The following is a 21,938-nucleotide window of genomic DNA, read 5'->3' on the forward strand; positions in this document are numbered from 1 at the left end:
GTGGGTGTGCCGCTGCGCCTCAAGAAGCCCATGGGCCCCTAGCGTTCAGTCGGTGAGCGAGTACAAAAGCGACATCTCCGGGTGGTTGGTGCGGCGGGCGACCTGGCATCTGTGGGTGGTGCTCGGGGCTGTGCTCGGGGCTCTTGTGACGCGCACGGCGCGGGTGACCTCGGACGGAGGGATGGACAACGCGATCGTCGTGCGGGCGGCGCGGGTCTGGCTGGCCGGAGGATCGCCGTATGACGACCCCCACTTCCTCTATCTGCCGAGCGCGGTGCTGGCGGCGGCTCCTCAGGTGCTGGTTCCGCGGGGTGTGCTGGGTGTGCTGGTGCCGGTGGTGGTGACCGGGTGTCTGGTGGGGGGCTGGGTCTGTGCGCTGCGTCTGCACGGGGTTGATGTGCGCAGCCGCTTCGCGGCCCTCGGTCTGATCGGGCTCGCGGTGGGGTTCGCGCCCTTCGCCCACCTGGTTCTGCTGGGCAATTGGACGGCTACGGCGGTGTTTGCCCTGCCTTTGGGGTTGTTGCTGGCCGGACGGGGGCGGTGGGTGTGGGCGGGGGTGGTGTTCGGGGCGGCGGTCGCGTTGAAGCCGTTGCTGGCTCCGGTGGGGCTGCTGTTCGTCTTCGCGGGGCGGTGGCGGGGGCTGGTGGTGATGGTCGGGGTGCCGGTGGTGGTGTCGGTGGGGGCGGCGCTGGTGCTGCCGGATCCTGCGGGGTTCTTCACTCGCACCCTGCCGTTTCTGCTGCGCGGCGACGATGGGTTCGTACGGCTGTATGAGGCGTCGCCGGTTGCGGTGCTGCCGCGGGTGGGGGTGCCGGGGGTGGTGGCCGGGGGGATCGGGTGGGTGGCTGCGGGGGTGGGGGTGGGGTGTGCTTGGTGGCGGTGGCGGGGGGTGCGATCCGAGGGGGCCGGGGGTGGGGGTGCGGGCAGTGAGGGTGCCGGGAGTGGGGGTGCCGGGGGTGGCGGGAGTGCTGGCGGCGGCGGGGCGCTGAGGCTGGCGGAGACGGCGGCGATGCTGATGCTCTCGGCGTTTCTGGTCTCCCGGCCGTCGTACGACCACTATCTGCTGGTTGTCGTGCCGCTGCTGGTGGCGGGGTTGCCGTGTGAGGGGGCGGTTGCGCGGGGGGTCTGGTTCTGGCTGGCGTTCGTTCCGCAGCTTCCTGGGGTGAGCTGGCCTTATCTGGAGGCCGGCCAGCGGCGGGCCTTCAGGGATGCGGTCACGCTGTGTGGTCTGGCGGTGACGCTGGCTGTGCACTGCTTCCGGTCCGGCCGGGTTTTCTCGCCCCCGCCGCCCCTACCCGTCCCGTCCTCCAGGGGCTCCGCCCCTTCGGCCCCGCCGGGGGCTGCCGCCCCCAGGCCCCCGCTTCGGCCCTGAAGGGGCCTCGTCCTCAAACGCCGGACGGGCTGGAAGGTGCCGGTCGCGTTGAGGGGTGGCTGCCCCCTGTGGGTGGGTGGGGGCTGGGGATGGCGGAGTATCGTCCTCGGACGCCGGGTGGGCTGGAGGATGCCGGTCGGCGTTGAGAGGTGGCTGCCCGGTCGGCCCTAGCCACTCCCGACACCCCAGCCGCTCCCGACACACCCGACACCCCGGATATCCCGGACGCCCGGACACCCGGGCACCCGGACACCACCCGAACCTCGTCTCCGTTCGGGTGGGTGAGCAACCCCTCAGGGGTCTGGGGCGGCAGGTCTGGGTGTGGCGTCTACGCTGGTGAGGAGCAGCAGGGGCCAGTCGTAGCCGAGCCATTTTGACCCGGCCGAGGCGCCGCAGGTATCCTGCATGTTCGTTGTGTATTGGCTTGCTCATTCTCACGGGACGGGCCCTTACACCGGTCCACCGGGCCGATGACCAGCGACCCCATGTACGCGGTATGCGTCGCCGCCATGCGGTCAAGGCTGTCGTGATCGTTTCGGTGACCTTGTCAGGACCATTCACTCGAAGCGAAGGCTACGAACCGTGCGTACGTACAGCCCCAAGCCCGGCGATGTGACGCGCCAGTGGCACGTCATTGACGCTCAGGACGTCGTCCTGGGCCGTCTCGCCTCCACCGCAGCGACCCTTCTCCGGGGCAAGCACAAGCCGATCTACGCGCCGCACGTCGACGCTGGTGACTTCGTCATCATCATCAACGCCGACAAGGTGCACCTGTCCGGCAACAAGCGGACCCAGAAGATGGCGTACCGCCACTCCGGCTACCCGGGTGGTCTGCGCTCCGTCCGTTACGACGAGCTGCTCGACAAGAACCCCGAGAAGGCCATCGAGAAGGCCGTCAAGGGCATGCTCCCCAAGAACACTCTGGGCCGTCAGATGCTCTCGAAGCTGAAGGTCTACAAGGGTGACCAGCACCCGCACGGCGCGCAGCAGCCGCAGCCGTACGAGATCACCCAGGTCGCGCAGTAAGTCCGGCCACCCCCTAAGACTGAAGAGAATCTGAGGAGAATCGTGGCCGAGACCACTGCCGAGCAGCCGCTCGAAGAGCTTGACATCGACAGCTACACCACCGAGTCCGAGGTTCCGGTGGAGGGTGAGTACACCTCCGAGTCCCTCGCCTCGCGCTTCGGTGAGCCCCAGCCCGCCGCCGGCCTGGGTCGTCGTAAGAACGCCATCGCCCGGGTTCGGATCGTTCCGGGTAGCGGCAAGTGGAAGATCAACGGGCGTACGCTCGAGGACTACTTCCCGAACAAGGTGCACCAGCAGGAGGTCAACGAGCCGTTCAAGGTTCTTGAGCTCGAAGGTCGCTACGACGTCATCGCCCGCATCGCCGGTGGCGGTGTCTCCGGTCAGGCCGGTGCGCTCCGTCTCGGTGTCGCCCGCGCGCTGAACGAGGCCGACGTCGACAACAACCGCGGCCCGCTGAAGAAGGCCGGCTTCCTCCGCCGCGACGACCGTGCGGTCGAGCGCAAGAAGGCCGGTCTGAAGAAGGCCCGCAAGGCCCCGCAGTACAGCAAGCGCTAATCGCACGCTGCCTCTGCTGGTACTCCGGTACTCCGAACGCCCCGGCGGCACGCCACAGTGCCGCCGGGGCGTTCGTTTTATCCCCGGGCTCGGGCGTATAACGGCACAAGACGTTCAAATGCTCAGATGCTCAGGCGTTCAAAGGCTTGTGTGATCCGATGGCCCAGGCATGGAATGCCTGGAAGCGGGAGCCCCCGGCGACATGCGCCACAGCGCACGCCGGCTCCGCTTTCGGAACTGATGTTTCCTCAGGAGGACAAGTGGGACGACTCTTCGGCACGGACGGCGTGCGCGGCGTCGCCAACGCGGATCTGACGGCCGAGATGGCGCTCGGTCTGTCCGTGGCGGCGGCGCACGTACTGGCCGAGGCGGGCACCTTCGAGGGCCACCGGCCGAAGGCGGTGGTCGGGCGGGACCCGCGTGCGTCCGGGGAGTTCCTGGAGGCGGCCGTGGTGGCCGGTCTGGCGAGCGCGGGGGTCGACGTGCTGCGGGTCGGCGTGCTGCCGACGCCTGCGGTGGCCTTTCTCACCGGCGCGCTCGGCGCCGACCTCGGCGTCATGCTCTCCGCCAGCCACAACGCCATGCCCGACAACGGCATCAAGTTCTTCGCCCGCGGCGGCCACAAGCTCGCCGATGAGCTGGAGGACCGTATCGAGGCCGTCTACGACGAGCACCGGCACGGTGAGCCGTGGGAGCGGCCGACCGGCGCGGCCGTCGGGCGTGTGCGTGCGTACGACGAGGGGTTCGAGGAGTACGTCGCCCACCTCCTCGGCGTGCTGCCCAACCGGCTGGACGGGTTGAAGATCGTCCTCGACGAGGCGCACGGCGCCGCGGCGGGTGTCTCGCCGGAGGCCTTCTCGCGGGCCGGGGCCGAGGTCGTCACCATCGGTGCCGAGCCGGACGGGCTCAACATCAACGACGGCTGCGGGTCCACTCACCTCGACAAGCTGAAGGCCGCCGTCATCGAGCACGGTGCCGACCTCGGTATCGCGCACGACGGTGACGCCGACCGTTGCCTCGCCGTGGACCACACCGGCGAGGAAGTGGACGGCGACCAGATCCTCGCCGTGCTCGCGCTGGCGATGAGGGAGCGGTCCGCGCTGCGGTCCGACACCGTCGTGGCGACCGTGATGTCCAACCTCGGCTTCAAGTTGGCCATGGAGCGCGAGGGCATCGCCCTCGTGCAGACCGCCGTCGGTGACCGGTATGTGCTGGAGGAGATGAAGGAGCGCGGGTTCGCCCTGGGCGGCGAGCAGTCCGGGCACGTCATCATCCTCGATCACGCCACGACCGGTGACGGCACGCTGACGGGGCTGCTGCTGGCGGCTCGGGTCGCGCAGACCGGTCGTACGCTCAAGGACCTCGCCTCGGTCATGGAGCGGCTGCCGCAGGTGCTGATCAATGTGCCGGACGTGGACAAGTCGCGGGTGAAGACGTCGGCCGATCTTGCTGCCGCCGTCGCCGACGCGGAGCGCGAACTGGGCTCGACCGGGCGGGTGTTGCTGCGGTCGTCGGGTACGGAACCGCTGGTGCGGGTGATGGTCGAGGCGGCCGACATCGATCAGGCCCGGTCCGTCGCCGGGCGGCTGGCCGATGCGGTGAAGTCGGCGCTGGGGTAGTTCGCCGGCGGTTCACCGGCGTACGTCACTTGAACGTACGTACAAGGAGTGCACGATCAGTGACTGATTGTTTCACTTTCGTCGAGGGGGGCTCTGCACGGCGCCCTGCCTCGACGAAAGTGAGAAGCCCAGCATGAAGTTCGTGAGCAGCACCCTGAAGCGAGTGGCCGTTCCGGCCGTGGCCGCCGGTCTCCTCGTCCCCGTGTTCGCCACCCCGGCCGCGGCCCAGACGCCTGGCTCCACCGCATTCCGTGTGTTCGGCAACGTCGGGCTCAGCGCGCGCGCCGGCTTTGTGAACAACGTGACGGCCACCCTCTTCACCAACAGCAGCAACGTCACGCGGCTGAGGCTCACGGACAGTTCGGGCGTCGCGGCGGGACCGGGTTGCTCTCAGGTGAACTTCAACACCGTCGACTGTCCCCTCCCCGTCAGCCGGCTCTCGGTCGGGCTGGGTGACGCGGGCGACCTGTTCGACGGGACGGGCATCGGGATCCGCACCGTCGTCGATGCCGGCCCGGGCGCGGACATCGTGTCGACCGGCAGCGGCAACGACACGATCGGCGTGGACGACGACGTACCCATGAACGACAGGGTGCTTACCTGTGGCTTCGGTTCCGACGTGGTGTTCGCCAACCCCGGTGACATGATCGGCTCGGGCTGCGAAGCGCGTTACATCTCCTAGACGCCGCCTGCCGTCGCCGAACGCTCGCGCTGCCTGGCCCACAGCCACTTCTGGGCCAGCAGCGTCAGCGTGCCGGCGAGGATGATGCCCAGCAGATTCAGCAGCAGCTGCTCCGTCGAGCCCCAGGTCTGCTTGGTGTCGCCATAGCTGAGGGCCACGGCGGCATTGGCGGCGGCCGGGACGGTCGTCACCGAGATGGCGACGCCGACCAACGCGCCCGACTTCGCGGACGTCAGGGAGAGTGTGCCGGCGGCGCCCGCGAGGACCGCCACGATGAAGGAGAACCAGTCCGGGGCGTAGATGAAGCCGGTGTTGGGCCGGGTGTCGCCCAGCAGGTCCTGGCTGAACAGGTCGACCGAGTCCATGAAGAGGCTGAAGACGACCGTGGCCGCCATCGCCACCGCGAAGCCCACCAGCAGCGCGATCAGTGACCGCAGAGCCAGACGTAGGGCGCGCTGCACCACGGCCGTGCAGATGCCGGCCAGCGGCCCGAACTCCGGGCCCACCGCCATCGCGCCCACGATCAGGATGGCGTTGTCGAGCACCACACCGCAGGCCGCGATCATCGTGGCGAGCGTGATGAAGGCGACGTAGGTGATGGAGAGGGTCGACTCCTCGTGGGTGGCGTCGGTCAGGTGCTCCCAGAGCACCGCGTCCGCGCCCTCGCCCGGAGCCTCCGCCTCCGCCTTGTCGGCGCGCTTGGACAGGGACAGGTCGATGGCCTCGACGGCGATGGACCCGCGCTCCTCGATGCCCAACTGCTGCAGCCCGCCGAGGAGTTCGTCGCCCGCCTCGCGCGCCACGTCGCACAGCACCAGGTCCCCGGCGGGGTTGCGGGCCGCGCCCGGCAGGACGGCGAGGTGGGTCGTACCGACCGTCTTCTCGATGAGGCGGACCACGTCGTCGGTCTTGTCGGCCGGGGTGATCAGGCGCAGATGCAGCATGCCGCCTTTGTAGCAGGCCCGTGTTGCGGCCTCACAGCTTGCGCAGGCTCAGTCGCTGCACCTTGTGATCCGGGCCCTTGCGCAGGACGAGGGTGGCTCGGCCGCGGGTGGGGGCGATGTTCTCCACCAGGTTGGGCTTGTTGATGGTGCGCCAGAGGGTGCGGGCGTAGTCGAGGGCTTCCTCCTCCGAGACCTGGGTGTACTTGCGGAAGTACGAGTCCGGCTTCTGGAAGGCGGTGTGGCGCAGCTTCTTGAAGCGGCTGAGGTACCAGCGCTCGATGTCCTCGGCGCTCGCGTCGACGTACACGCTGAAGTCGAAGTAGTCGGCGAGGCCGACCCGGGTGCGGCCGTCCTTGCCGGGGAGGGCGGGCTGCAGGACGTTCAGGCCCTCGACGATCAGGATGTCCGGGCGGCGGACCGTGAGCCGCCGGTCAGGGACGATGTCGTAGATCAGGTGGGAGTAGACGGGGGCCGTGACCTCGTCCTTGCCCGCTTTGATGTCGGCGACGAAGCGGGTGAGCGCGCGGCGGTCGTAGGACTCGGGGAACCCTTTCCGCGACATCAGGCCGCGGGCCTGGAGCTCCCTGGTGGGCAGGAGGAAGCCGTCCGTGGTGACCAGCTCGACGCGCGGGTGCTCGGGCCAGCGGGAGAGCAGGGCCTGGAGGAGACGGGCGACCGTGGACTTTCCTACGGCGACGGAGCCGGCGACTCCTATGACGAACGGTGTGCCCGACTGGGAGCCCTGTTCGCCGAGGAAGGTGTTCAGCGCGCCTCTGAGGCCGTCCGTGGCGCCGACGTAGAGATTGAGCAGGCGGGAGAGCGGGAGGTAGATGTCGCGGACCTCGTCGAGGTCGATGACGTCACCGAGACCGCGCAGCTTCTCGACCTCCTCCGCGGTGAGCGGCAGGGGGGTCTTGTCGCGCAGTGCGCTCCACTCGGCGCGGGTGAGGTCGACGTAGGGAGTCGCCTCCGGCCGCTGCCGGTGGGCGCTCCGGGGCATCGAGGAGACCGGAGAGATCACAGTCCATTGTTACGGGAGGACGAACGGACTGTGGCGTGGGATCCGTCACCCCGCTGTCTTTGAACGGGAAATCGTCGGAAACCCGAGCAACTGGAGAAAGCCCGGCAATCTGGGGAAAGGGGGGAATGTCAGTGCCGTGCGTCACAGTTGTGGGAGAGATGGGCCCAGGCCGGGGTCCATCAACCCCGAGGGGGTGACCCATGACGTATGCGATCGAGGCGGAAGGCCTGGTCAAGCGGTTCAAGGAGACCGAGGCGCTGGCGGGGGTCGACCTGGGGGCCCGTAGGGGCTCGGTGCTCGGGCTGCTGGGGCCCAACGGCGCGGGGAAGACGACGGCGGTGCGGATCTTCGCGACGCTGCTCAGGCCCGACGCCGGCCGGGCCCATGTGGCCGGGCACGACGTGGTGCGGGAGGCCGGGGTCGTCCGTGCCATGGTCGGGCTGACCGGGCAGTACGCGGCGGTGGACGAGAACCTGACCGGCACGGAGAACCTGCTGCTCATCGGCCGGCTGCTCGGTCTGCCGAGGAGGGAGGCCAGGGCGCGGGCGGCCGAGCTGCTGGAGCGGTTCCAGCTGACGGACGCGGCCGGGCGGGCCGTGAAGACCTTCTCGGGCGGGATGCGCAGGCGGCTGGACCTCGCGGCCAGCCTGGTGGGCCGTCCCAGCATCCTCTTCCTCGACGAGCCGACCACCGGCCTGGACCCGCACAGCCGTGGTGAGCTGTGGGACCTGCTGCGGGGGCTGGTGGCGGACGGTGCGACGGCCCTGCTGACCACGCAATATCTGAACGAGGCCGATGTGCTCGCCGATGACATCGTGGTGATCGACAAGGGTCGGGTGATCGCCGAGGGCACCCCGGACCAGCTGAAGTCGCAGGTCGGCGGGCAGGTGCTGGAGCTGCGGCCGGTGCTGGCGCAGGATCTCGCGCGGGCGCACGCGCTGGTCGCCGGGGCGGCCGGTCCGGAGGCCCGGATCGAGGGCGAGACCGTCACCGCCCCGGTGAAGGATCCCGAGCTGATGCCGGCCGTCGTGCGCGCGCTCGACCGTGAGGGGATCGCGGTGGGTGAGCTTGCCCTGCGTCGTTCGTCGCTCGACGAGGTGTTCCTGGCGCTGACCGGGCACCGGGCGGAACCCGGTGCACCCGAGGGGAACGGCGGCGCGTCCGTGCGGGACGACGAGAGCTCCGAGCTTCAGAAGGCGGTGATGCGGCCATGACCGCCACCACCACGACCATCACGGCCCCCATCACCAAGTCGGGCCGCGTGCGGCCGCTCGACGGGCTGCGGCAGACCTTCACGATGGCCTGGCGGAGTCTGGTCGCGGTCAAGCACAACCCGCTTGAGCTGGTGGACTACAGCATCACGCCCATCATGTTCGTGTTCCTCTTCACGTACGTGCTGGGCGGGCAGATGGCCGGGTCGCCCGAGGCGTATCTGAAGTACGCGCTGCCCGGGATCATCGTGCAGAACACCCTGTTCATGACGATGTACACGGCCATGGCACTCAACACCGACCTCACCAAGGGCGTCTTCGACCGCCTGCGCAGCCTGCCGATAGCCCGCTCCGCCCCGCTCATCGGCCGGATCACCGCGGACCTCGCCAAGCATGTCTGGGCGATGCTGCTGATGATCGGCCTCGGCCTGCTCCTCGGCTTCCGGATCACCGGGGGAGTGGACGGGTTCCTGCTCGGGGCGGTGCTGCTGGTGGTGTTCGCGGCGGCGGTGTCGTGGAGCGCTGTGCTGATCGGGATGCTGGCGGGGGACGTGGAGAAGGTGCAGGCCTTCGCGTTCACCCTCATCTTCCCGATCACCTTCACCAGCAGCGCGTTCGTCAGGGTGGAGACCATGCCGGGGTGGCTGCAGGCGTGGAGCGACGTCAATCCGGTGACGCATCTGTCGGACGCGTTTCGGGGGTTGCTGCTGGGTGGGGCGGTGGCGGAGCCGGTGCTGTGGTCGCTGGTGTGGGCTGCGGGGATCGCGGTGGTGTTTTATCCGCTGGCCATGCGGGCTTATCGGGCGAAGACGTGAGTCGGCGTCCTTCGCCGCCTCCGTGGCGGCGGCATCAGGTCAGCGGATACACGAACGGACCCGCAACCCTCTCGAAGACTTCGAGGTTGATCTCCGGAACGAAAACGGAATCGTTCTCCATGCCCTCGGGAAGATGCGCTCGCATGTCTTCACGGCACAAGAACGTCCCGTGGGGAATGAGGATCCCAGCACCGAGCCGGTCCGCCAGCTCGACGATGACCTTCCACACGTCGCCCACCTGCGGGCGTTCGACACCGATGACGCCCATCGAAGACGGTGAATTTGACCACCTGAATCAGAGCGGCGGTGTCCGGTCAGGGCTGTCTCGGTTTCAAGAGGAGTATCAGCGGGTCCAGGTCGTTCTGCTCCGCGTCGGCGTCGATCCCGGCCGACCGGATTATCGCGACGATGGCCTCCTGCATACGGGTGCACACAGCCACGTAGTGCAGGAACTCCGGCGCATCCAGTCGGCCCTTCTGCAGACGCTCCATCGCGGCGTCCAACAGAGCCTCGTCCGGTTTCCAGGAGACGAGGACGCCTCCCGCCGCGTCGTCGCCGGGGTCGACCTCGACTTCCGCGCCCACCTGGTACGCCGCGTCCATCCCCTCCAACAGGAACGCGTTGAGCCCGGCCAGCCTTGTCTCCCGGCATACACGCTCGGCCAACGCACGCCGTTCAGCCAGGACATCCGCCGGAGCGTGGACACAGCCGGGCTCGCCGGGATCCCTCAAGACGCCTCCTGGTCGCGTTCGCGCAGCTGGTCGAATCCAGTCATGTGCGGGATCACACTAGCTGGGCAGGTGCTCGTCGGGGCGTTCGTACTGCCGCGGGAATTTCCGAAATCGGGCACGCTTCGGCCGTTTCCGAGCGGAGTTCGGTCGTAGGCTGCCCCGCATGTGCGGAATCGTGGGATACGTGGGGTCGCAGTCGGCGCTTGAGATCGTGATGGCCGGGCTGAAGCGGCTGGAGTACCGGGGGTACGACTCGGCGGGGGTTGCCGTGCTGGCGGACGGGGGGCTGGCCGGGGCCAAGAAGGCGGGGAAGCTGGGGAACCTGGAGAAGGAGCTGGGCGAGCGGCCGCTGCCGACCGGGACCACGGGGATCGGGCACACGCGCTGGGCCACGCACGGGGGACCGACGGATGCCAACGCCCATCCGCATCTCGACAACGCCGGGCGCGTCGCCGTCGTGCACAACGGGATCATCGAGAACTTCGCCGGGTTGCGGGCCGAGTTGGAGGAGCGGGGGCATGAACTGGCCTCCGAGACCGACACCGAGGTGGTCGCCCATCTGCTCGCCGAGGAGTTCTCGGCCTGTGACGATCTCGCCGAGGCCATGCGGCTCGTGTGCCGGCGGCTGGAAGGGGCCTTCACGCTTGTTGCGGTGCATGCCGACGAGCCTGATGTGGTTGTCGGTGCGCGGCGGAACTCGCCGCTCGTGGTGGGCGTTGGGGAGGGTGAGGCCTTTCTCGCCTCGGACGTCGCCGCGTTCATCGCCCATACGCGGTCGGCGATCGAGCTGGGGCAGGACCAGGTCGTGGAGCTGCGCCGGGATGGTGTGACGGTGACCGGCTTCGACGGTCGTCCGGCCGACGTGCGGTCGTATCGCGTCGATTGGGATGCCGCTGCGGCGGAAAAGGGGGGCTATGACTACTTCATGCTCAAGGAGATCGCCGAGCAGCCCAAGGCGGTCGCCGATACGTTGCTCGGGCGCATCGACGCCGTCGGCTCACTGACGCTGGACGAGGTCCGGATCAGCGCCTCCGAGCTGCGGGAGGTCGACAAGATCGTCGTCATTGCTTGCGGTACGGCCTTTCACGCCGGGTTGATCGCCAAGTACGCCATCGAGCACTGGACGCGGATTCCGTGCGAGGTGGAGCTTGCGAGTGAGTTCCGGTACCGGGATCCGATCCTCGATCAGCAGACCCTGGTCATCGCCATCTCCCAGTCCGGGGAGACCATGGACACCCTCATGGCGCTACGGCACGCCCGTGAGCAGGGCGCCAAGGTGCTGGCCATCTGCAACACCAACGGGTCGACGATTCCGCGTGAGTCGGATGCCGTGCTTTACACGCATGCCGGGCCGGAGGTTGCGGTCGCCTCGACGAAGGCGTTCCTGACGCAGCTCGTCGCCTGTTATCTCGTCGCCCTCTATCTGGGGCAGGTGCGGGGCACGAAGTGGGGCGATGAGATCGGTGCCGTCATTCGGGATCTGTCGCACATCTCGGGTGAGGTCGAGCGGGTGCTGGAGACCATGGAGCCGGTGCGAGAGCTGGCGCGCGGGCTCGCCTCGAAGAACACGGTGCTGTTCCTGGGGCGGCATGTGGGGTATCCGGTCGCCCTGGAGGGGGCGCTGAAGCTCAAGGAGCTCGCCTACATGCACGCCGAGGGGTTTGCGGCGGGGGAGTTGAAGCACGGGCCGATCGCCTTGATCGAGGAGGATCTGCCGGTGGTGGTCGTGGTGCCTTCGCCTCGGGGGCGGTCGGTTCTGCACGACAAGATCGTGTCCAACATCCAGGAGATCCGGGCTCGGGGTGCGCGGACGATCGTGATCGCGGAGGAGGGGGACGAGGCGGTGGTGCCGTATGCGGATCACCTGATCTGGATTCCTGCCACGCCGACCTTGTTGCAGCCGCTGGTGGCCACGGTGCCGTTGCAGGTGTTCGCTTGTGAGCTGGCCACCGCCCGGGGGAACGAGGTGGATCAGCCTCGGAACCTGGCGAAGTCGGTGACGGTGGAGTAGCCGTCGTCCTTCAGGGCCTCGATGAAGGCGGTGAAGGATCCGGTCGGGAAAGAGAGGTGTGCTCTGGCCGGGTCCTTCGAGTCGCGGATGGCTGTCCGGGGGTGGCGCGGTATCCCGGTGCCGATTTCCGCGCGGAGGCGGGTGGAGGGCTGCACCGACCTTTCACCAGCTCGACCTGTGGGCCCAGCGAGCCGTAAATGCGACGAAGGCGGAGGCTCTGTTCGTCGGTGAAGCCCGATTCGGCGGCCTACTGCGGCTTGGTCGCGAGCTGGATCAAGTTGCCGCAGGTGTCGTCGAAGACGGCGGTGGTGACGGGGCCCATCTCCAGGGGTTCCTGGGTGAAGTGGACGCCGAGGGCGCGCAGGCGCTCGTACTCCGCCTATACGTCGTCGACGGCGAACTGGGCGAGCGGGATGCCGTCCGCGGCGAGTGCGTCGCGGTAGGGCTTGACGGCCGGGTGACCTGCGGGCTCCAGGAGGAGTTCGGTGCCGTCGGGCTCGTCGGGGGAGACGACGGTCAGCCAGCGGTCCTTCTCGCCCACGGGGACGTCGTGCTTCTTCACGAAGCCGAGGATCTCGGTGTAGAAGTGTTCGGCCTTGGCCTGGTCGTCGACGAAGACGCTGGTCAGGTGGATCTTCATGGGGCGCTCTCCTCGGGTCCTGATGTCGTTTCGGGCACGCGCCATCGCTCGGTTATGTGCCGCAGCGGGGCCGTGTTCAGGTCGTGGAACTTGTAGCGGCCCTCCCGTCTGGTCTCGACGAGTCCGGCGGCCTCCAGTACGGCGAGGTGCTGCGAGACTCCCTGGCGTGAGATGCCGAGCTGATGCTTCATGCTCAGCCGCGAGCAGATCTCGAACAGTGTCTGTCCGGATTTCTCCGTGAGCTCGTCGAGGATGGTGCGACGGGTGGGGTCGGCCAAGGCTTTGAAGAGGTCGTCGGCCACGACCCCAGGATAGGCAAGTGGGCACTTGCCTATCAAGTCGAGGAAGTAGTGGCCGCCACACGGTGGCCCGACGTGCCCTTTCCGTGGGTGCCGAATGACGCGGAACGCCTGCTGGAGCAGGGGTGAGCCCGCCTCACGTCCCGGCTCGGCGCCCAGCTGCGGCTGTCCACGGCGCCGCGTCGCCATCGCGGGCCTTCTCTTGCGGTCTCGCGACGCCGTCGTGCGACGGGCGGTGATCCGAGGCACGGCCCGGCCGCCGAGCGTGCCGTACTCACGGCTCCGGCTGCCTGTCCGGGACGTCCGTCTTCCACGCCGGCGCCTGAGGCAGGAACCTGTGCTCCGCCGCGTGCGCCGCCATGCGGGCGTTGCGTGCCTGGGCCTGCGGGCCGTCCGGCAGGTGGAAGTCCTTGCCTGCCTGGGCCGAGGCGGCCTGCATGCTGGTGGCGGCCGAGATGCGTCGGCGGGCGTAGTGGTCGAGCGCGTCGGGTACGTCGGCCGGGGTCGCGTCCGTGAGGACGTCGCCCAGCACGGCCGCGTCCAGGATCGCCTGGGCCGCGCCCTGGGCCTGGAACGGGACCATCGCGTGGGCGCTGTCGCCGAGGAGGGTCACTCGGCCGAGGTTCCAGCGGGTGAGCGGGGCGCGGGTGTAGATGCCGTAGCGGAGGACCTGGCCCGCGCGTTCGAGGACCGCGAGGACCCGGGGGTCCCAGCCGGTGAACGCGCGGAGCTGCTCTCCGGGTTCCGCTCTGGCTGTCCATGACTCCTGTGCCGTTGCCTCCGTGCTGAACACAGCCACGACGTTGAGCAGTTCGCCGCGGCGCACCCAGTAGTGGACGAAGTGGCGGTCCGGGCCCAGCCAGGCGGCGAGCGGGGGCAGGTTCAGGTCGGTCACGTCGTCGGACGGGAGCAGCGCTCGGTATGCGGCGGTCCCTGAGAACACCGCCTCGTCCTTGCCGAAGAGCCACTGACGGGCCGGTGAGCGGATCCCGTCCGCGGCTACGACCACGTCCGCGGTCAGGCGTTCGCCGGTCGCCGTCGTCACATGGGCGGAGTCGTCGTCCTGGTCGATGCCGATGACGGTCGTGTTCAGGCGTACCGACCCGGCTGGCACCGCCGCGGCCAGGGCACCGTGCAGATCGGCCCGGTGGAGCAGCAGATACGGCGCCCCGAACTCCTCCTCGGCCTCGCGGCCCAGCGCGTAGCGGCAGATCTCCGCCCCGTCCGACCAGGTGCGGAAGCTCACGTGGGACGGGCGGGCGGCGTGTGCGACGACCGCGTCGAGCACGTCCAGCCGGCGCAGCTCCCGCGTGGCGTTGGGCGCGAGCTGGATGCCGGCGCCGACCTCGGTGAAGCGGGCGGTCTGTTCGACGAGGGTGACCTCGCACCCCGCCCGGCGCAGGCTCAGCGCTGCGGCCAGCCCTCCGATGCCCGCTCCGACGACGATCGCCCTCATGTCATGGCCTCGCAGTGGCAGGGAGGTGCCAGGGCGACGGGGAAGAGGGCGTGCGAGCGGAGAGGGAGACGGGACCGACGGGAGAGGGAGGGGCGGAGGCGGCAGCAGTCGGGCGGCGGCGCGCTCCGCACCGTCTGCCTCGGAGGCAGGAGGAGCGGGTGGGAGCCGCGGCACGGTGCGGCGCTCCGCTGCGGTGGCAGCGCGCGCAGATGCGGGCGCCGTCGTATCGCGCCTCCCTCAGACGCGCAGAACCCGCCAAGCGCCCGGAGTTCAGCCCTGCGCATCCCGCCAAGCGCCCGGAGTTCAGCCCCGCGCATCCCGCCAAGCACCCAGAATTCAGCCCCGCACATCCCGCCAAGCCCCCGGAATCCCCTCGGCGACGTCATGCGCCCCCACCGGCGCCCCGTCCGCCGTGAACCTTGCCGACAGGCCATGGAGATACGCCGCCACGCTCGCAGCATCCACGGCCGGGAGCCCCGCCGCCAGCAGCGATCCCGCCAACCCCGACAGCACGTCCCCGCTCCCGGCCGTGGCCAGCCAGGACGTCCCTGTCGGGTTCACCCGGACCGGACCGGCGCCCCCGGCGTCGGCCACCAGCGTCGTCGACCCCTTCAGCAGTACGGTCGCCGCATAGCGCGCCGCCAGCTCCCGTACCGAAGCCAGCCGGGCCCCCTCGACCTCCTCCCGGGAGACACCGAGCAGTGCCGCCGCCTCCCCGGCGTGAGGGGTCATCAGGGTCGGTGCCGTACGGCCCCGTACCGCCTCCGCGTCCGCCAGCCGCAGCCCGTCCGCGTCGATCAGTACCGGGACGTCCGTCGCCAGCACCTCCGCCACCGTCGCCGCGTCGTCCCCGGCGCCCGGGCCGACCACCCACGCCTGGACGCGCCCGGCCTTCTTCGGTCCCCGGTCCGACACCAGCGTCTCGGGGAACCGCGCGATCACCGCGTCCCCGGCCGGACCGACGTACCGTACGGCGCCCGCACCGCCCCGCAGCGCCCCCGCGACCGCGAGCACGGCGGCGCCCGGGTACCTTCCCGAACCCGCCGCGATGCCCACGACCCCTCGGCGGTACTTGTCCGTCTCTGCCGCCGGCAACGGCAACAGCCGTGCCACGTCCGCGTGTTGCAGTGCCTCCAGCTCGGTCGCGTCGGCCGGCAGCGCCAGTCCGATGTCGACCAGCCGCACCACCCCGGCGTACTCCCGCGCCGGGTCGATCAGCAGCCCCGGCTTGTGCGTGCCGAAGGTGACCGTCAGGTCGGCCCGCATCGCCGTGCCTCGCACCTCGCCCGTGTCCACGTCCACGCCGCTCGGCAGGTCCACGGCGACCACCGCGGCCCTGGACCGGGCAGCCGCGTCGGCCAGCGGTGCCGCCTCCGGCCGTAGCCCGCCCTTGCCGCCGATCCCGACGATTCCGTCGACCACCAGATCCGCGCGCTCGATCAACTCCTCGGCGGCGTCCACCCCCACCGCCCGGCCGCCCGCCCGGCGCAGCGCCGCGAGCCCCCCGGCGTGCGCCCGCTCGGGCGTCAGCAGCACCGCCGTGACGCCCGCCCCGCGCCTGGCCAGCCGGGCCCCGGCGTACAGGGCGTCGCCGCCGTTGTCGCCGCTGCCGACCAGCAGGACGATCCGGCTGCCGTACACCCGGCCCAGCAGATCCGCGCAGGCGGCGGCGAGTCCGGCCGCCGCCCGCTGCATCAGCGCGCCGTCCGGAAGCCGTGCCATCAGCTCCCGTTCGGCCGCCCTTACCGTCTCCACGCTGTACGCAGTCCGCATACGACCGAGTCTTCCGTACGCGCTTCCGTACGCGGCGAAGCTCGTCGCATCCCTTGACGATTTGCCGTGCCTTTGCCGACTCACCGGCCGCACTCCCCGCCGCCTCCGGTGCCACGGCTCTCCTCACCGCCGTCGGTACCCTCACCGCCCACCCCCCGCCGTGGCCGCCGCCCGCGGTGAGGCTCCCTCGGTGGCTCAGCCCTCCGCCACCACCACCGCCGACGCCACCCCGGCGTCATGGCTCAGCGAGACATGCCAGGACACCACGCCCAGTTCGGCCGCCCGCGCCGCCACCGTCCCGGTCACCCGCAGCCGTGGGCGGCCGCTGTCCTCGACGTAGACCTCCGCGTCCGTCCACAGCAGGCCCGCCGGTGCGCCCAGCGCCTTGGCGAGGGCCTCCTTCGCCGCGAACCGGGCCGCGAGGGAGGCTACGCCCCGGCGTTCGCCGCTGGGCAGCAGCAACTCGCTTGCCAGAAACAGCCGTTCCGCCAGCCCGGGTGTGCGGTGCAGCGCCGCCTCGAACCTGTCGATCTCGGCCACGTCGATGCCGACCCCGATGATGCTCATGCCGAGCACCCTATGGGTCTCAAAAAGTGGCTCCTCGAAAGAGTGACCCCGCCGCGCGGCGCCTCCCGCACGGGCAGGGCCGCACGCTTCCCTGAGCCCATGATCATCGGACGTATCGCATGCGGGAGCATCGCCGTACTGCTCGCCGGGGCCGCCCTGCTGCCGGCCGGCAGCGCCTTGGCGGAACCCGTGGACCCCGCACCCCCGGCTTCGGGACCGCAGGCCGAGCCGGCACCCCAGGCTTCCGGCCCGGCGGCCGAGCCCGCACCCCCGGCCTCCGGCCCGGAGGCCCCCGAGCTCGTCCCCGGAATCCCCCTGAACCTGTTCCCGACCTGGCAGATGGACACGCCCGACCAGGCGCTGGAGCCGAAGGTGTACACGCCCAGCGCCGAGGAGGACGCCGTCGAGCCGCAGGACGCGCCGGAGGGGGCGTACGACCGCTTGGAATACGTCGATCCCATCGACGCCCTCGGGGGCGTGAAGTGCAGCGAGGAGACGGGTGAGAAGCAGCGGCAGGTCGAGCGGTGGCTGAAGCTGCGGGTGGACGGGGAGCAGTCGCCCGCCGACTGCCGGGCCATCCGCGCCTTTCAGAAGAAGCACAGGATCAAGCCCGCCATTGGGTACGCCGGGCCTGTGACTTGGGCCACCATGCAGCTCGTCTCCGCCCGGAAGAACCCCAACGCCGGCAAGAAGTGCCCGGTGCGCGGGTACCGCGTCGCCTGTGTCGACCTCGACCGGCAGCTGACCTGGGTGCAGGACAGCAAGGACGTCGTCTTCGGGCCCGTGCCCATCCGGAGCGGACGGCAGGGGTACGAGACGCGGACCGGGTGGCACGCGGTCTACTGGCGGCACAAGAACCACAAGTCGTCGCTGTACAAGAGCCCCATGCCCTACTCCCAGTTCTTCAGCGGGGGCCAGGCCTTCCACGGCATCTACGGCAACATCTTCAGCCCCCCCGGCTCGATGGGCTGCGTCAATCTCACCCTGCACGACGCCCGGCGGCTGTGGCGGGTGCTGAAGAAGGGCGACCGGGTGTACGCGTGGGGGCGCAGGGTGGAGGAGTAGGTCACAGGAGTGGGTCACGGGTCCCGGCGCGGCGGCGCTGTCGTACCCCTCTGAGACACTGGGGGCGCGATGACAGAGACAGCAGCCCTGCGGACCGCCCCCCTGCGTGCCCGCGCCGAGATCGACCTGGCCGCCCTGCGGGCCAATGTGCGGAGCCTGCGCGCCCATGCGCCGGGCGCGGCCCTGATGGCCGTCGTGAAGTCCGACGCGTACGGCCACGGGGCGGTGCGGTGTGCCCGCGCGGCCGTCGAGGCGGGCGCCGGCTGGCTGGGCACGGCCACGCCCGAGGAAGCCCTCGTACTGCGGGCCGCCGGGCTGGACGACGTACGGATCATGTGCTGGCTGTGGACGCCGGGCGGGCCCTGGCGGGAGGCCATCGAGGCCGATCTCGACGTCTCCGTGAGCGGGATGTGGGCCCTGCGGGAGGTCACCGGGGCCGCCCGGCAGGCCGGCGCCCCCGCGCGCGTGCAGCTCAAGGCCGACACCGGCCTCGGGCGGGGCGGCTGCCAGCCGGGTGACGACTGGGCCGAGCTGGTCGGCGAGGCGCTGCGGGCCGAGGCCGACGGGCTGATCCGGATCACCGGGCTCTGGTCACACTTCGCCTGCGCCGACGAGCCGGGCCATCCGTCCATCGCCGCCCAACTCTCGCAGTTCCGGGAGATGGTCGCGTACGCCGAGACGCGGGGCGTGCGGCCCGAGGTGCGGCACATCGCCAACTCGCCCGCCACGCTCACCGTCCCGGACAGCCACTTCGACCTGGTGCGCACCGGCATCGCGACCTACGGCATCTCGCCCAGCCCCGAGCTCGGCAGCCCCGCCGACTTCGGGCTGCGGCCCGTGATGACGCTGTCGGCGTCCCTCGCGCTGGTGAAGCATGTGCCGGGGGGCCACGGCGTCAGTTACGGCCATCACTACACCACCCCCGGCGAGACCACCCTCGGCCTCGTCCCCCTCGGCTACGCCGACGGCATCCCGCGGCATGCCTCGGGGGCCGGGCCTGTCCTGGTCGGCGGCAAGTGGCGTACGGTCGCGGGACGGATCGCGATGGACCAGTTCGTCGTCGACCTGGGCGGGGACGAGCCCCAGGCGGGCGCGGAGGCGGTGCTGTTCGGGCCCGGCGACCGCGGCGAGCCCACCGCCGAGGACTGGGCGCAGGCCGCGGGCACGATCGCATACGAAATCGTCACACGGATCGGAACGCGCGTTCCACGCGTCTATAGGGATGCGTCCGAGTGAAGCGTCCATGTGATGCGTCTTCGTGATGCGGCTATGTGACGCGGGCAATGTGATGCGTCCGTCCGAATGCGGTTATGTGAATGAGGAACGAGACGGGTAACCCGTAGCGGCGCCGGACTGAACCACCGGCATCACCCAGCGAAGAGGAGCGGTACGTGAGCGAGAGCAGTGCGGAGGCCGCGGTCGCGGCCGTCGCCTCCGCCACGGGGGCGGCCGCGAACTGGCGCAGGGCGACGGGTATCGCCGGTGCCGCGATAGGCGTGATCGCGGCCGGCGCGGCCGCCGGCGTCGCCATAGAGCGGATGACCGTGGGCCGCGGCATGCGGCAGAAGGCCCGGCTCGCCCTGGACTCGGCGGGACCGTACGGCTCGCTGCGCGGCACGCCCGGCAAGGCGTACGCCGACGACGGCACGGAGCTGTACTACGAGGTCGACGACATCGACCCCGACGCCGCCCCCGCCCTCACCCCGCGCCGGCGACGCCTCTTCGGGCGCAAGGCTCCCGCCCCCGTCACCGTCGTCTTCAGCCACGGCTACTGCCTCAACCAGGACTCCTGGCACTTCCAGCGCGCCGCGCTGCGGGGCGTCGTCCGCACCGTGCACTGGGACCAGCGCAGCCACGGCCGGTCCGGTCGCGGCGTCGCCCAGACGCAGGACGGCATCCACGTCGACATCGAGCAGCTCGGGCGTGATCTGAAGGCCGTCATCGACACGGCCGCGCCGGAGGGGCCGCTCGTGCTGGTCGGGCACTCCATGGGCGGGATGACGGTGATGGCGCTGGCCGACCAGTACCCGGAGCTGATCCGCGACCGGGTCGTCGCCACCGCCTTCGTCGGTACGTCCTCCGGGAACCTCGGCGAGGTCAACTTCGGGCTGCCCGTCGCGGGAGTGAACGCCATTCGGCGGGTGCTGCCGGGCGTGCTCAGGGCGCTGGGGCAGCGGGCCGAGCTGGTGGAGAAGGGGCGCCGGGCCACCGCCGACCTGTTCGCCGGGATCATCAAGCGGTACTCGTTCTCGTCCCGGGACGTCGACCCTGCCGTCGCCCGGTTCGCCGAGCGGATGATCGAGGGGACGCCGATCGACGTGGTCGCGGAGTTCTACCCGGCCTTCGCCGACCACGACAAGACCGAGGCGCTGGCCCACTTCACGGACATGCCGGTGCTCGTCCTGGCCGGGGTGGGCGACCTCGTCACGCCCAGCGAGCACAGCGAGGCGATCGCCGATCTGCTGCCGGACGCCGAGCTGGTGCTCGTGCCGGACGCCGGGCACCTGGTGATGCTGGAGCACCCGGAAGTCGTCACCGACCGTATGGCCGACCTGCTCACCCGTGCGGGTGCCGTGCCCGCAGGGGCTACCGTAAGTGGCTATGGAAGCACCAGCAGCACCGCACAACGCGGGTGACATCCAGCTGACCGTCACTTCTCCCGACCAGATGCGGGAGCTCGGCCGCCGCCTCGCCAAGCTGCTGCGCGCCGGCGACCTCGTGATGCTCAGCGGGGAGCTCGGCGCGGGCAAGACGACCTTGACGCGAGGGCTCGGCGAGGGGCTGGGGGTCCGGGGAGCAGTCACGTCCCCCACCTTCGTGATCGCCCGCGTCCACCCCTCCCTCGGCGACGGGCCGCCGCTCGTCCACGTCGACGCGTACCGGTTGTCCGGCGGGCTCGACGAGATGGAGGACCTCGACCTCGACGTCTCGCTGCCCGAGTCGGTGATCGTCGTGGAGTGGGGCGAGGGCAAGGTCGAGGAGCTGACCGAGGAGCGGTTGCAGGTCGTGATCCACCGGGCCGTCGGAGACACCACCGACGAGGTGCGGCATGTCACGGTGACCGGGCTCGGGGAGCGGTGGGCGGCGGTGGATCTGAGCGTGCTGTCCGCCTGAGCGGGCGCCGGGGCGGGGCCGGCCCGGATGAACATTCCGACAAGGCGTCGGGAAGATATTGCGTTTGCGGTCTTGCGCGTGGTCACATGGTAGCCAGTCCGTAGTTAGGTGTACCTAACTACGTCCCCTCCCGGTCCCAGGAGGTGTCCATGCCGGCATCGGAGAACAAGGTCCAGCAGCCGTACGTGGTTGCCGGGGTGTCCATGCGTGATCTGCTGGCGGCCGGTGTCGCTGCGAACGTGATCTCCACGCCGCCACGGGTGCCGGAGCCGGAGGCGGGTCGGCCGTCTGCCGAGCACGGGCACCGGGAAGCCGCATAGCGCTCCACCCGTAGTGCCGCGATGTGTCGTCCGGCGGCTGCGGCTCCGTTGTGGCTGGTCGCGCCCACGCGGCGGAGCCGCATATAGATACAGCCCCGCGCCCTGGCGGCGTTGCCGAACCGCCGCCCGAGCTGTCAGGGGATCACAGCCACCGTTCGGCCGATCGTCGCGAACTCCCACATCGCGTGGCCGTCGGCCCGGGACTCGCGGATGCCGCCCGTCTTCACCGCGGGGTCGGGTGGGGGTGTCGTGCCGTTGACCGCGGCGCTGAAGCCGATGGTGATGCCCTCCACGGTGGTGAAGCGGACGACGTGTTCGACGGGGGTGCCGTCGGAGCCGGTGATCGTGCTGGAGCGGGACGTGACCGTGTAGACACCCGGCGCCGGGTCGACCGATCCGGGGGTGACCCGGAACGTGCGCTTGACCGTGTCGCCCTCGCCCACCAGCCACACCCGCTTGCCGCCCACCGAGTACACGACCCGCACACCCGTACCCGAGCCGACGGGCAGTGCGGCGGGGTCCTTCGGGTCGCGGGCCGTCTTGGCGGTACTCACCTCGGGTGAGCCGTGCGCACGGGGCTTGCTCAGGTCGGCCGGGGCGTTCGCGGAGGCCTGGTAGCCGAGGAATCCGACGGTCGCGAGGGCAGCCGTGGTCAGCAACGCCACGAATCCGGAGCTGCTGCCTGCCACCGTCGCCCACCTCAGCGTTCGAGTCGTA

At 70.3% G+C, this 21,938-nt stretch carries 23 protein-coding genes and 1 pseudogene; 13 read left to right on the forward strand and 11 right to left on the reverse strand.

The window, feature by feature from the left end; translation table 11 throughout:
- Positions 1–52: 52 nt before the first annotated feature.
- The 5 genes from ACQEV2_RS25480 (at position 53) to ACQEV2_RS25500 (ending at position 5,254) form a co-directional block, all read left to right on the forward strand.
- Positions 53–1,372 (forward strand): glycosyltransferase 87 family protein, encoded by a 1,320-nt coding sequence (locus ACQEV2_RS25480; RefSeq protein ID WP_433045807.1) that lies wholly within the window; start codon positions 53–55, stop codon positions 1,370–1,372.
- Between the two features lie 582 nt (positions 1,373–1,954).
- A complete protein-coding gene (gene rplM / locus ACQEV2_RS25485; protein WP_019754543.1) occupies positions 1,955–2,398 on the forward strand; it encodes a 50S ribosomal protein L13 in 444 nt (147 codons plus the stop codon).
- Positions 2,399–2,440: 42 nt separating this feature from the next.
- Positions 2,441–2,953 (forward strand): 30S ribosomal protein S9, encoded by a 513-nt coding sequence (gene rpsI / locus ACQEV2_RS25490; RefSeq protein WP_030173946.1) that lies wholly within the window; start codon positions 2,441–2,443, stop codon positions 2,951–2,953.
- A 260-nt stretch (positions 2,954–3,213) separates the two neighbouring features.
- On the forward strand, positions 3,214–4,572 hold the full coding sequence (gene glmM, locus ACQEV2_RS25495; protein WP_433045812.1) for a phosphoglucosamine mutase: 1,359 nt from the start codon (positions 3,214–3,216) through the stop codon (positions 4,570–4,572).
- A 163-nt stretch (positions 4,573–4,735) separates the two neighbouring features.
- Complete coding sequence (locus ACQEV2_RS25500; protein WP_433045815.1) at positions 4,736–5,254, forward strand: hypothetical protein; 519 nt, start codon at positions 4,736–4,738, stop codon at positions 5,252–5,254.
- On the opposite strand, the gene ACQEV2_RS25505 is transcribed toward ACQEV2_RS25500, so the two are convergent.
- Positions 5,251–6,198: a DUF389 domain-containing protein gene (locus ACQEV2_RS25505; RefSeq protein ID WP_433045818.1), complete on the reverse strand. Its 948-nt coding sequence runs from the start codon at positions 6,196–6,198 to the stop codon at positions 5,251–5,253. The genes ACQEV2_RS25500 and ACQEV2_RS25505 overlap by 4 nt on opposite strands.
- 31 nt (positions 6,199–6,229) lie before the next feature.
- Positions 6,230–7,198: a type I pantothenate kinase gene (gene coaA / locus ACQEV2_RS25510; RefSeq protein ID WP_433045821.1), complete on the reverse strand. Its 969-nt coding sequence runs from the start codon at positions 7,196–7,198 to the stop codon at positions 6,230–6,232.
- A 221-nt stretch (positions 7,199–7,419) separates the two neighbouring features.
- On the opposite strand from coaA, the gene ACQEV2_RS25515 reads away from it, so the two are divergent.
- A complete protein-coding gene (locus tag ACQEV2_RS25515) occupies positions 7,420–8,433 on the forward strand; it encodes an ATP-binding cassette domain-containing protein (protein ID WP_433045824.1) in 1,014 nt (337 codons plus the stop codon).
- A complete protein-coding gene (locus ACQEV2_RS25520; protein ID WP_433045827.1) occupies positions 8,430–9,245 on the forward strand; it encodes an ABC transporter permease in 816 nt (271 codons plus the stop codon). Before ACQEV2_RS25515 ends, ACQEV2_RS25520 begins: the two co-directional genes overlap by 4 nt.
- A 34-nt stretch (positions 9,246–9,279) precedes the next feature.
- Here the strand turns inward: ACQEV2_RS25520 and ACQEV2_RS25525 are convergent, their stop codons facing one another.
- Positions 9,280–9,513, reverse strand: a complete 234-nt coding sequence (locus ACQEV2_RS25525) for a hypothetical protein (RefSeq protein WP_433045830.1) — start codon at positions 9,511–9,513, stop codon at positions 9,280–9,282.
- Positions 9,514–9,559: 46 nt separating this feature from the next.
- Positions 9,560–9,976: a hypothetical protein gene (locus ACQEV2_RS25530; RefSeq protein WP_433045833.1), complete on the reverse strand. Its 417-nt coding sequence runs from the start codon at positions 9,974–9,976 to the stop codon at positions 9,560–9,562.
- 163 nt (positions 9,977–10,139) lie between these two features.
- On the opposite strand from ACQEV2_RS25530, the gene glmS reads away from it, so the two are divergent.
- Positions 10,140–11,987: a glutamine--fructose-6-phosphate transaminase (isomerizing) gene (gene glmS / locus ACQEV2_RS25535; protein ID WP_433045836.1), complete on the forward strand. Its 1,848-nt coding sequence runs from the start codon at positions 10,140–10,142 to the stop codon at positions 11,985–11,987.
- On the opposite strand, the gene ACQEV2_RS25540 is transcribed toward glmS, so the two are convergent.
- The 6 genes and pseudogenes from ACQEV2_RS25540 to ACQEV2_RS25565 all read right to left on the reverse strand — a co-directional run bounded on the left by ACQEV2_RS25540 (position 11,948) and on the right by ACQEV2_RS25565 (position 16,722).
- Positions 11,948–12,142, reverse strand: coding sequence for a DUF397 domain-containing protein (locus ACQEV2_RS25540; protein ID WP_433045839.1), 195 nt, complete (start codon positions 12,140–12,142; stop codon positions 11,948–11,950). The two genes, glmS and ACQEV2_RS25540, sit on opposite strands and share 40 nt — an antisense overlap.
- Positions 12,143–12,234: 92 nt before the next feature.
- Positions 12,235–12,627, reverse strand: a pseudogene (locus ACQEV2_RS25545) (VOC family protein).
- Positions 12,624–12,929 (reverse strand): ArsR/SmtB family transcription factor, encoded by a 306-nt coding sequence (locus ACQEV2_RS25550; RefSeq protein ID WP_433045842.1) that lies wholly within the window; start codon positions 12,927–12,929, stop codon positions 12,624–12,626. Before ACQEV2_RS25550 ends, ACQEV2_RS25545 begins: the two are co-directional and overlap by 4 nt.
- Positions 12,930–13,200: 271 nt before the next feature.
- A complete protein-coding gene (locus ACQEV2_RS25555; RefSeq protein WP_433045845.1) occupies positions 13,201–14,382 on the reverse strand; it encodes an FAD-dependent monooxygenase in 1,182 nt (393 codons plus the stop codon).
- A 336-nt stretch (positions 14,383–14,718) separates the two neighbouring features.
- Entirely contained in the window at positions 14,719–16,155 is a 1,437-nt protein-coding gene (locus ACQEV2_RS25560) for an NAD(P)H-hydrate dehydratase (RefSeq protein WP_433045848.1), read from the reverse strand.
- Between the two features lie 195 nt (positions 16,156–16,350).
- Positions 16,351–16,722, reverse strand: a complete 372-nt coding sequence (locus ACQEV2_RS25565; protein ID WP_433045851.1) for a holo-ACP synthase — start codon at positions 16,720–16,722, stop codon at positions 16,351–16,353.
- A 99-nt stretch (positions 16,723–16,821) separates the two neighbouring features.
- On the opposite strand from ACQEV2_RS25565, the gene ACQEV2_RS25570 reads away from it, so the two are divergent.
- From ACQEV2_RS25570 to ACQEV2_RS25590, 5 genes are all read left to right on the forward strand, one after another.
- A complete protein-coding gene (locus tag ACQEV2_RS25570) occupies positions 16,822–17,787 on the forward strand; it encodes a L,D-transpeptidase family protein (RefSeq protein WP_433045854.1) in 966 nt (321 codons plus the stop codon).
- 69 nt (positions 17,788–17,856) lie between these two features.
- A complete protein-coding gene (alr, locus tag ACQEV2_RS25575) occupies positions 17,857–19,023 on the forward strand; it encodes an alanine racemase (RefSeq protein ID WP_433045857.1) in 1,167 nt (388 codons plus the stop codon).
- 155 nt (positions 19,024–19,178) lie between these two features.
- Positions 19,179–20,423, forward strand: coding sequence for an alpha/beta fold hydrolase (locus ACQEV2_RS25580; RefSeq protein ID WP_433045860.1), 1,245 nt, complete (start codon positions 19,179–19,181; stop codon positions 20,421–20,423).
- A complete protein-coding gene (gene tsaE, locus ACQEV2_RS25585; protein WP_433045863.1) occupies positions 20,389–20,901 on the forward strand; it encodes a tRNA (adenosine(37)-N6)-threonylcarbamoyltransferase complex ATPase subunit type 1 TsaE in 513 nt (170 codons plus the stop codon). Before ACQEV2_RS25580 ends, tsaE begins: the two co-directional genes overlap by 35 nt.
- A gap of 149 nt (positions 20,902–21,050) precedes the next feature.
- The gene (locus tag ACQEV2_RS25590; protein WP_433045866.1) at positions 21,051–21,221 is read left to right on the forward strand and encodes a hypothetical protein; all 171 of its coding nucleotides are present in this window, start codon (positions 21,051–21,053) and stop codon (positions 21,219–21,221) included.
- Between the two features lie 134 nt (positions 21,222–21,355).
- Here the strand turns inward: ACQEV2_RS25590 and ACQEV2_RS25595 are convergent, their stop codons facing one another.
- Complete coding sequence (locus ACQEV2_RS25595) at positions 21,356–21,910, reverse strand: hypothetical protein (protein WP_433045869.1); 555 nt, start codon at positions 21,908–21,910, stop codon at positions 21,356–21,358.
- Positions 21,911–21,938: the final 28 nt, after the last annotated feature.

Source organism: Streptomyces sp. CA-251387 (genome assembly GCF_050936625.1).
Classification (GTDB): Bacteria; Actinomycetota; Actinomycetes; order Streptomycetales; family Streptomycetaceae; genus Streptomyces.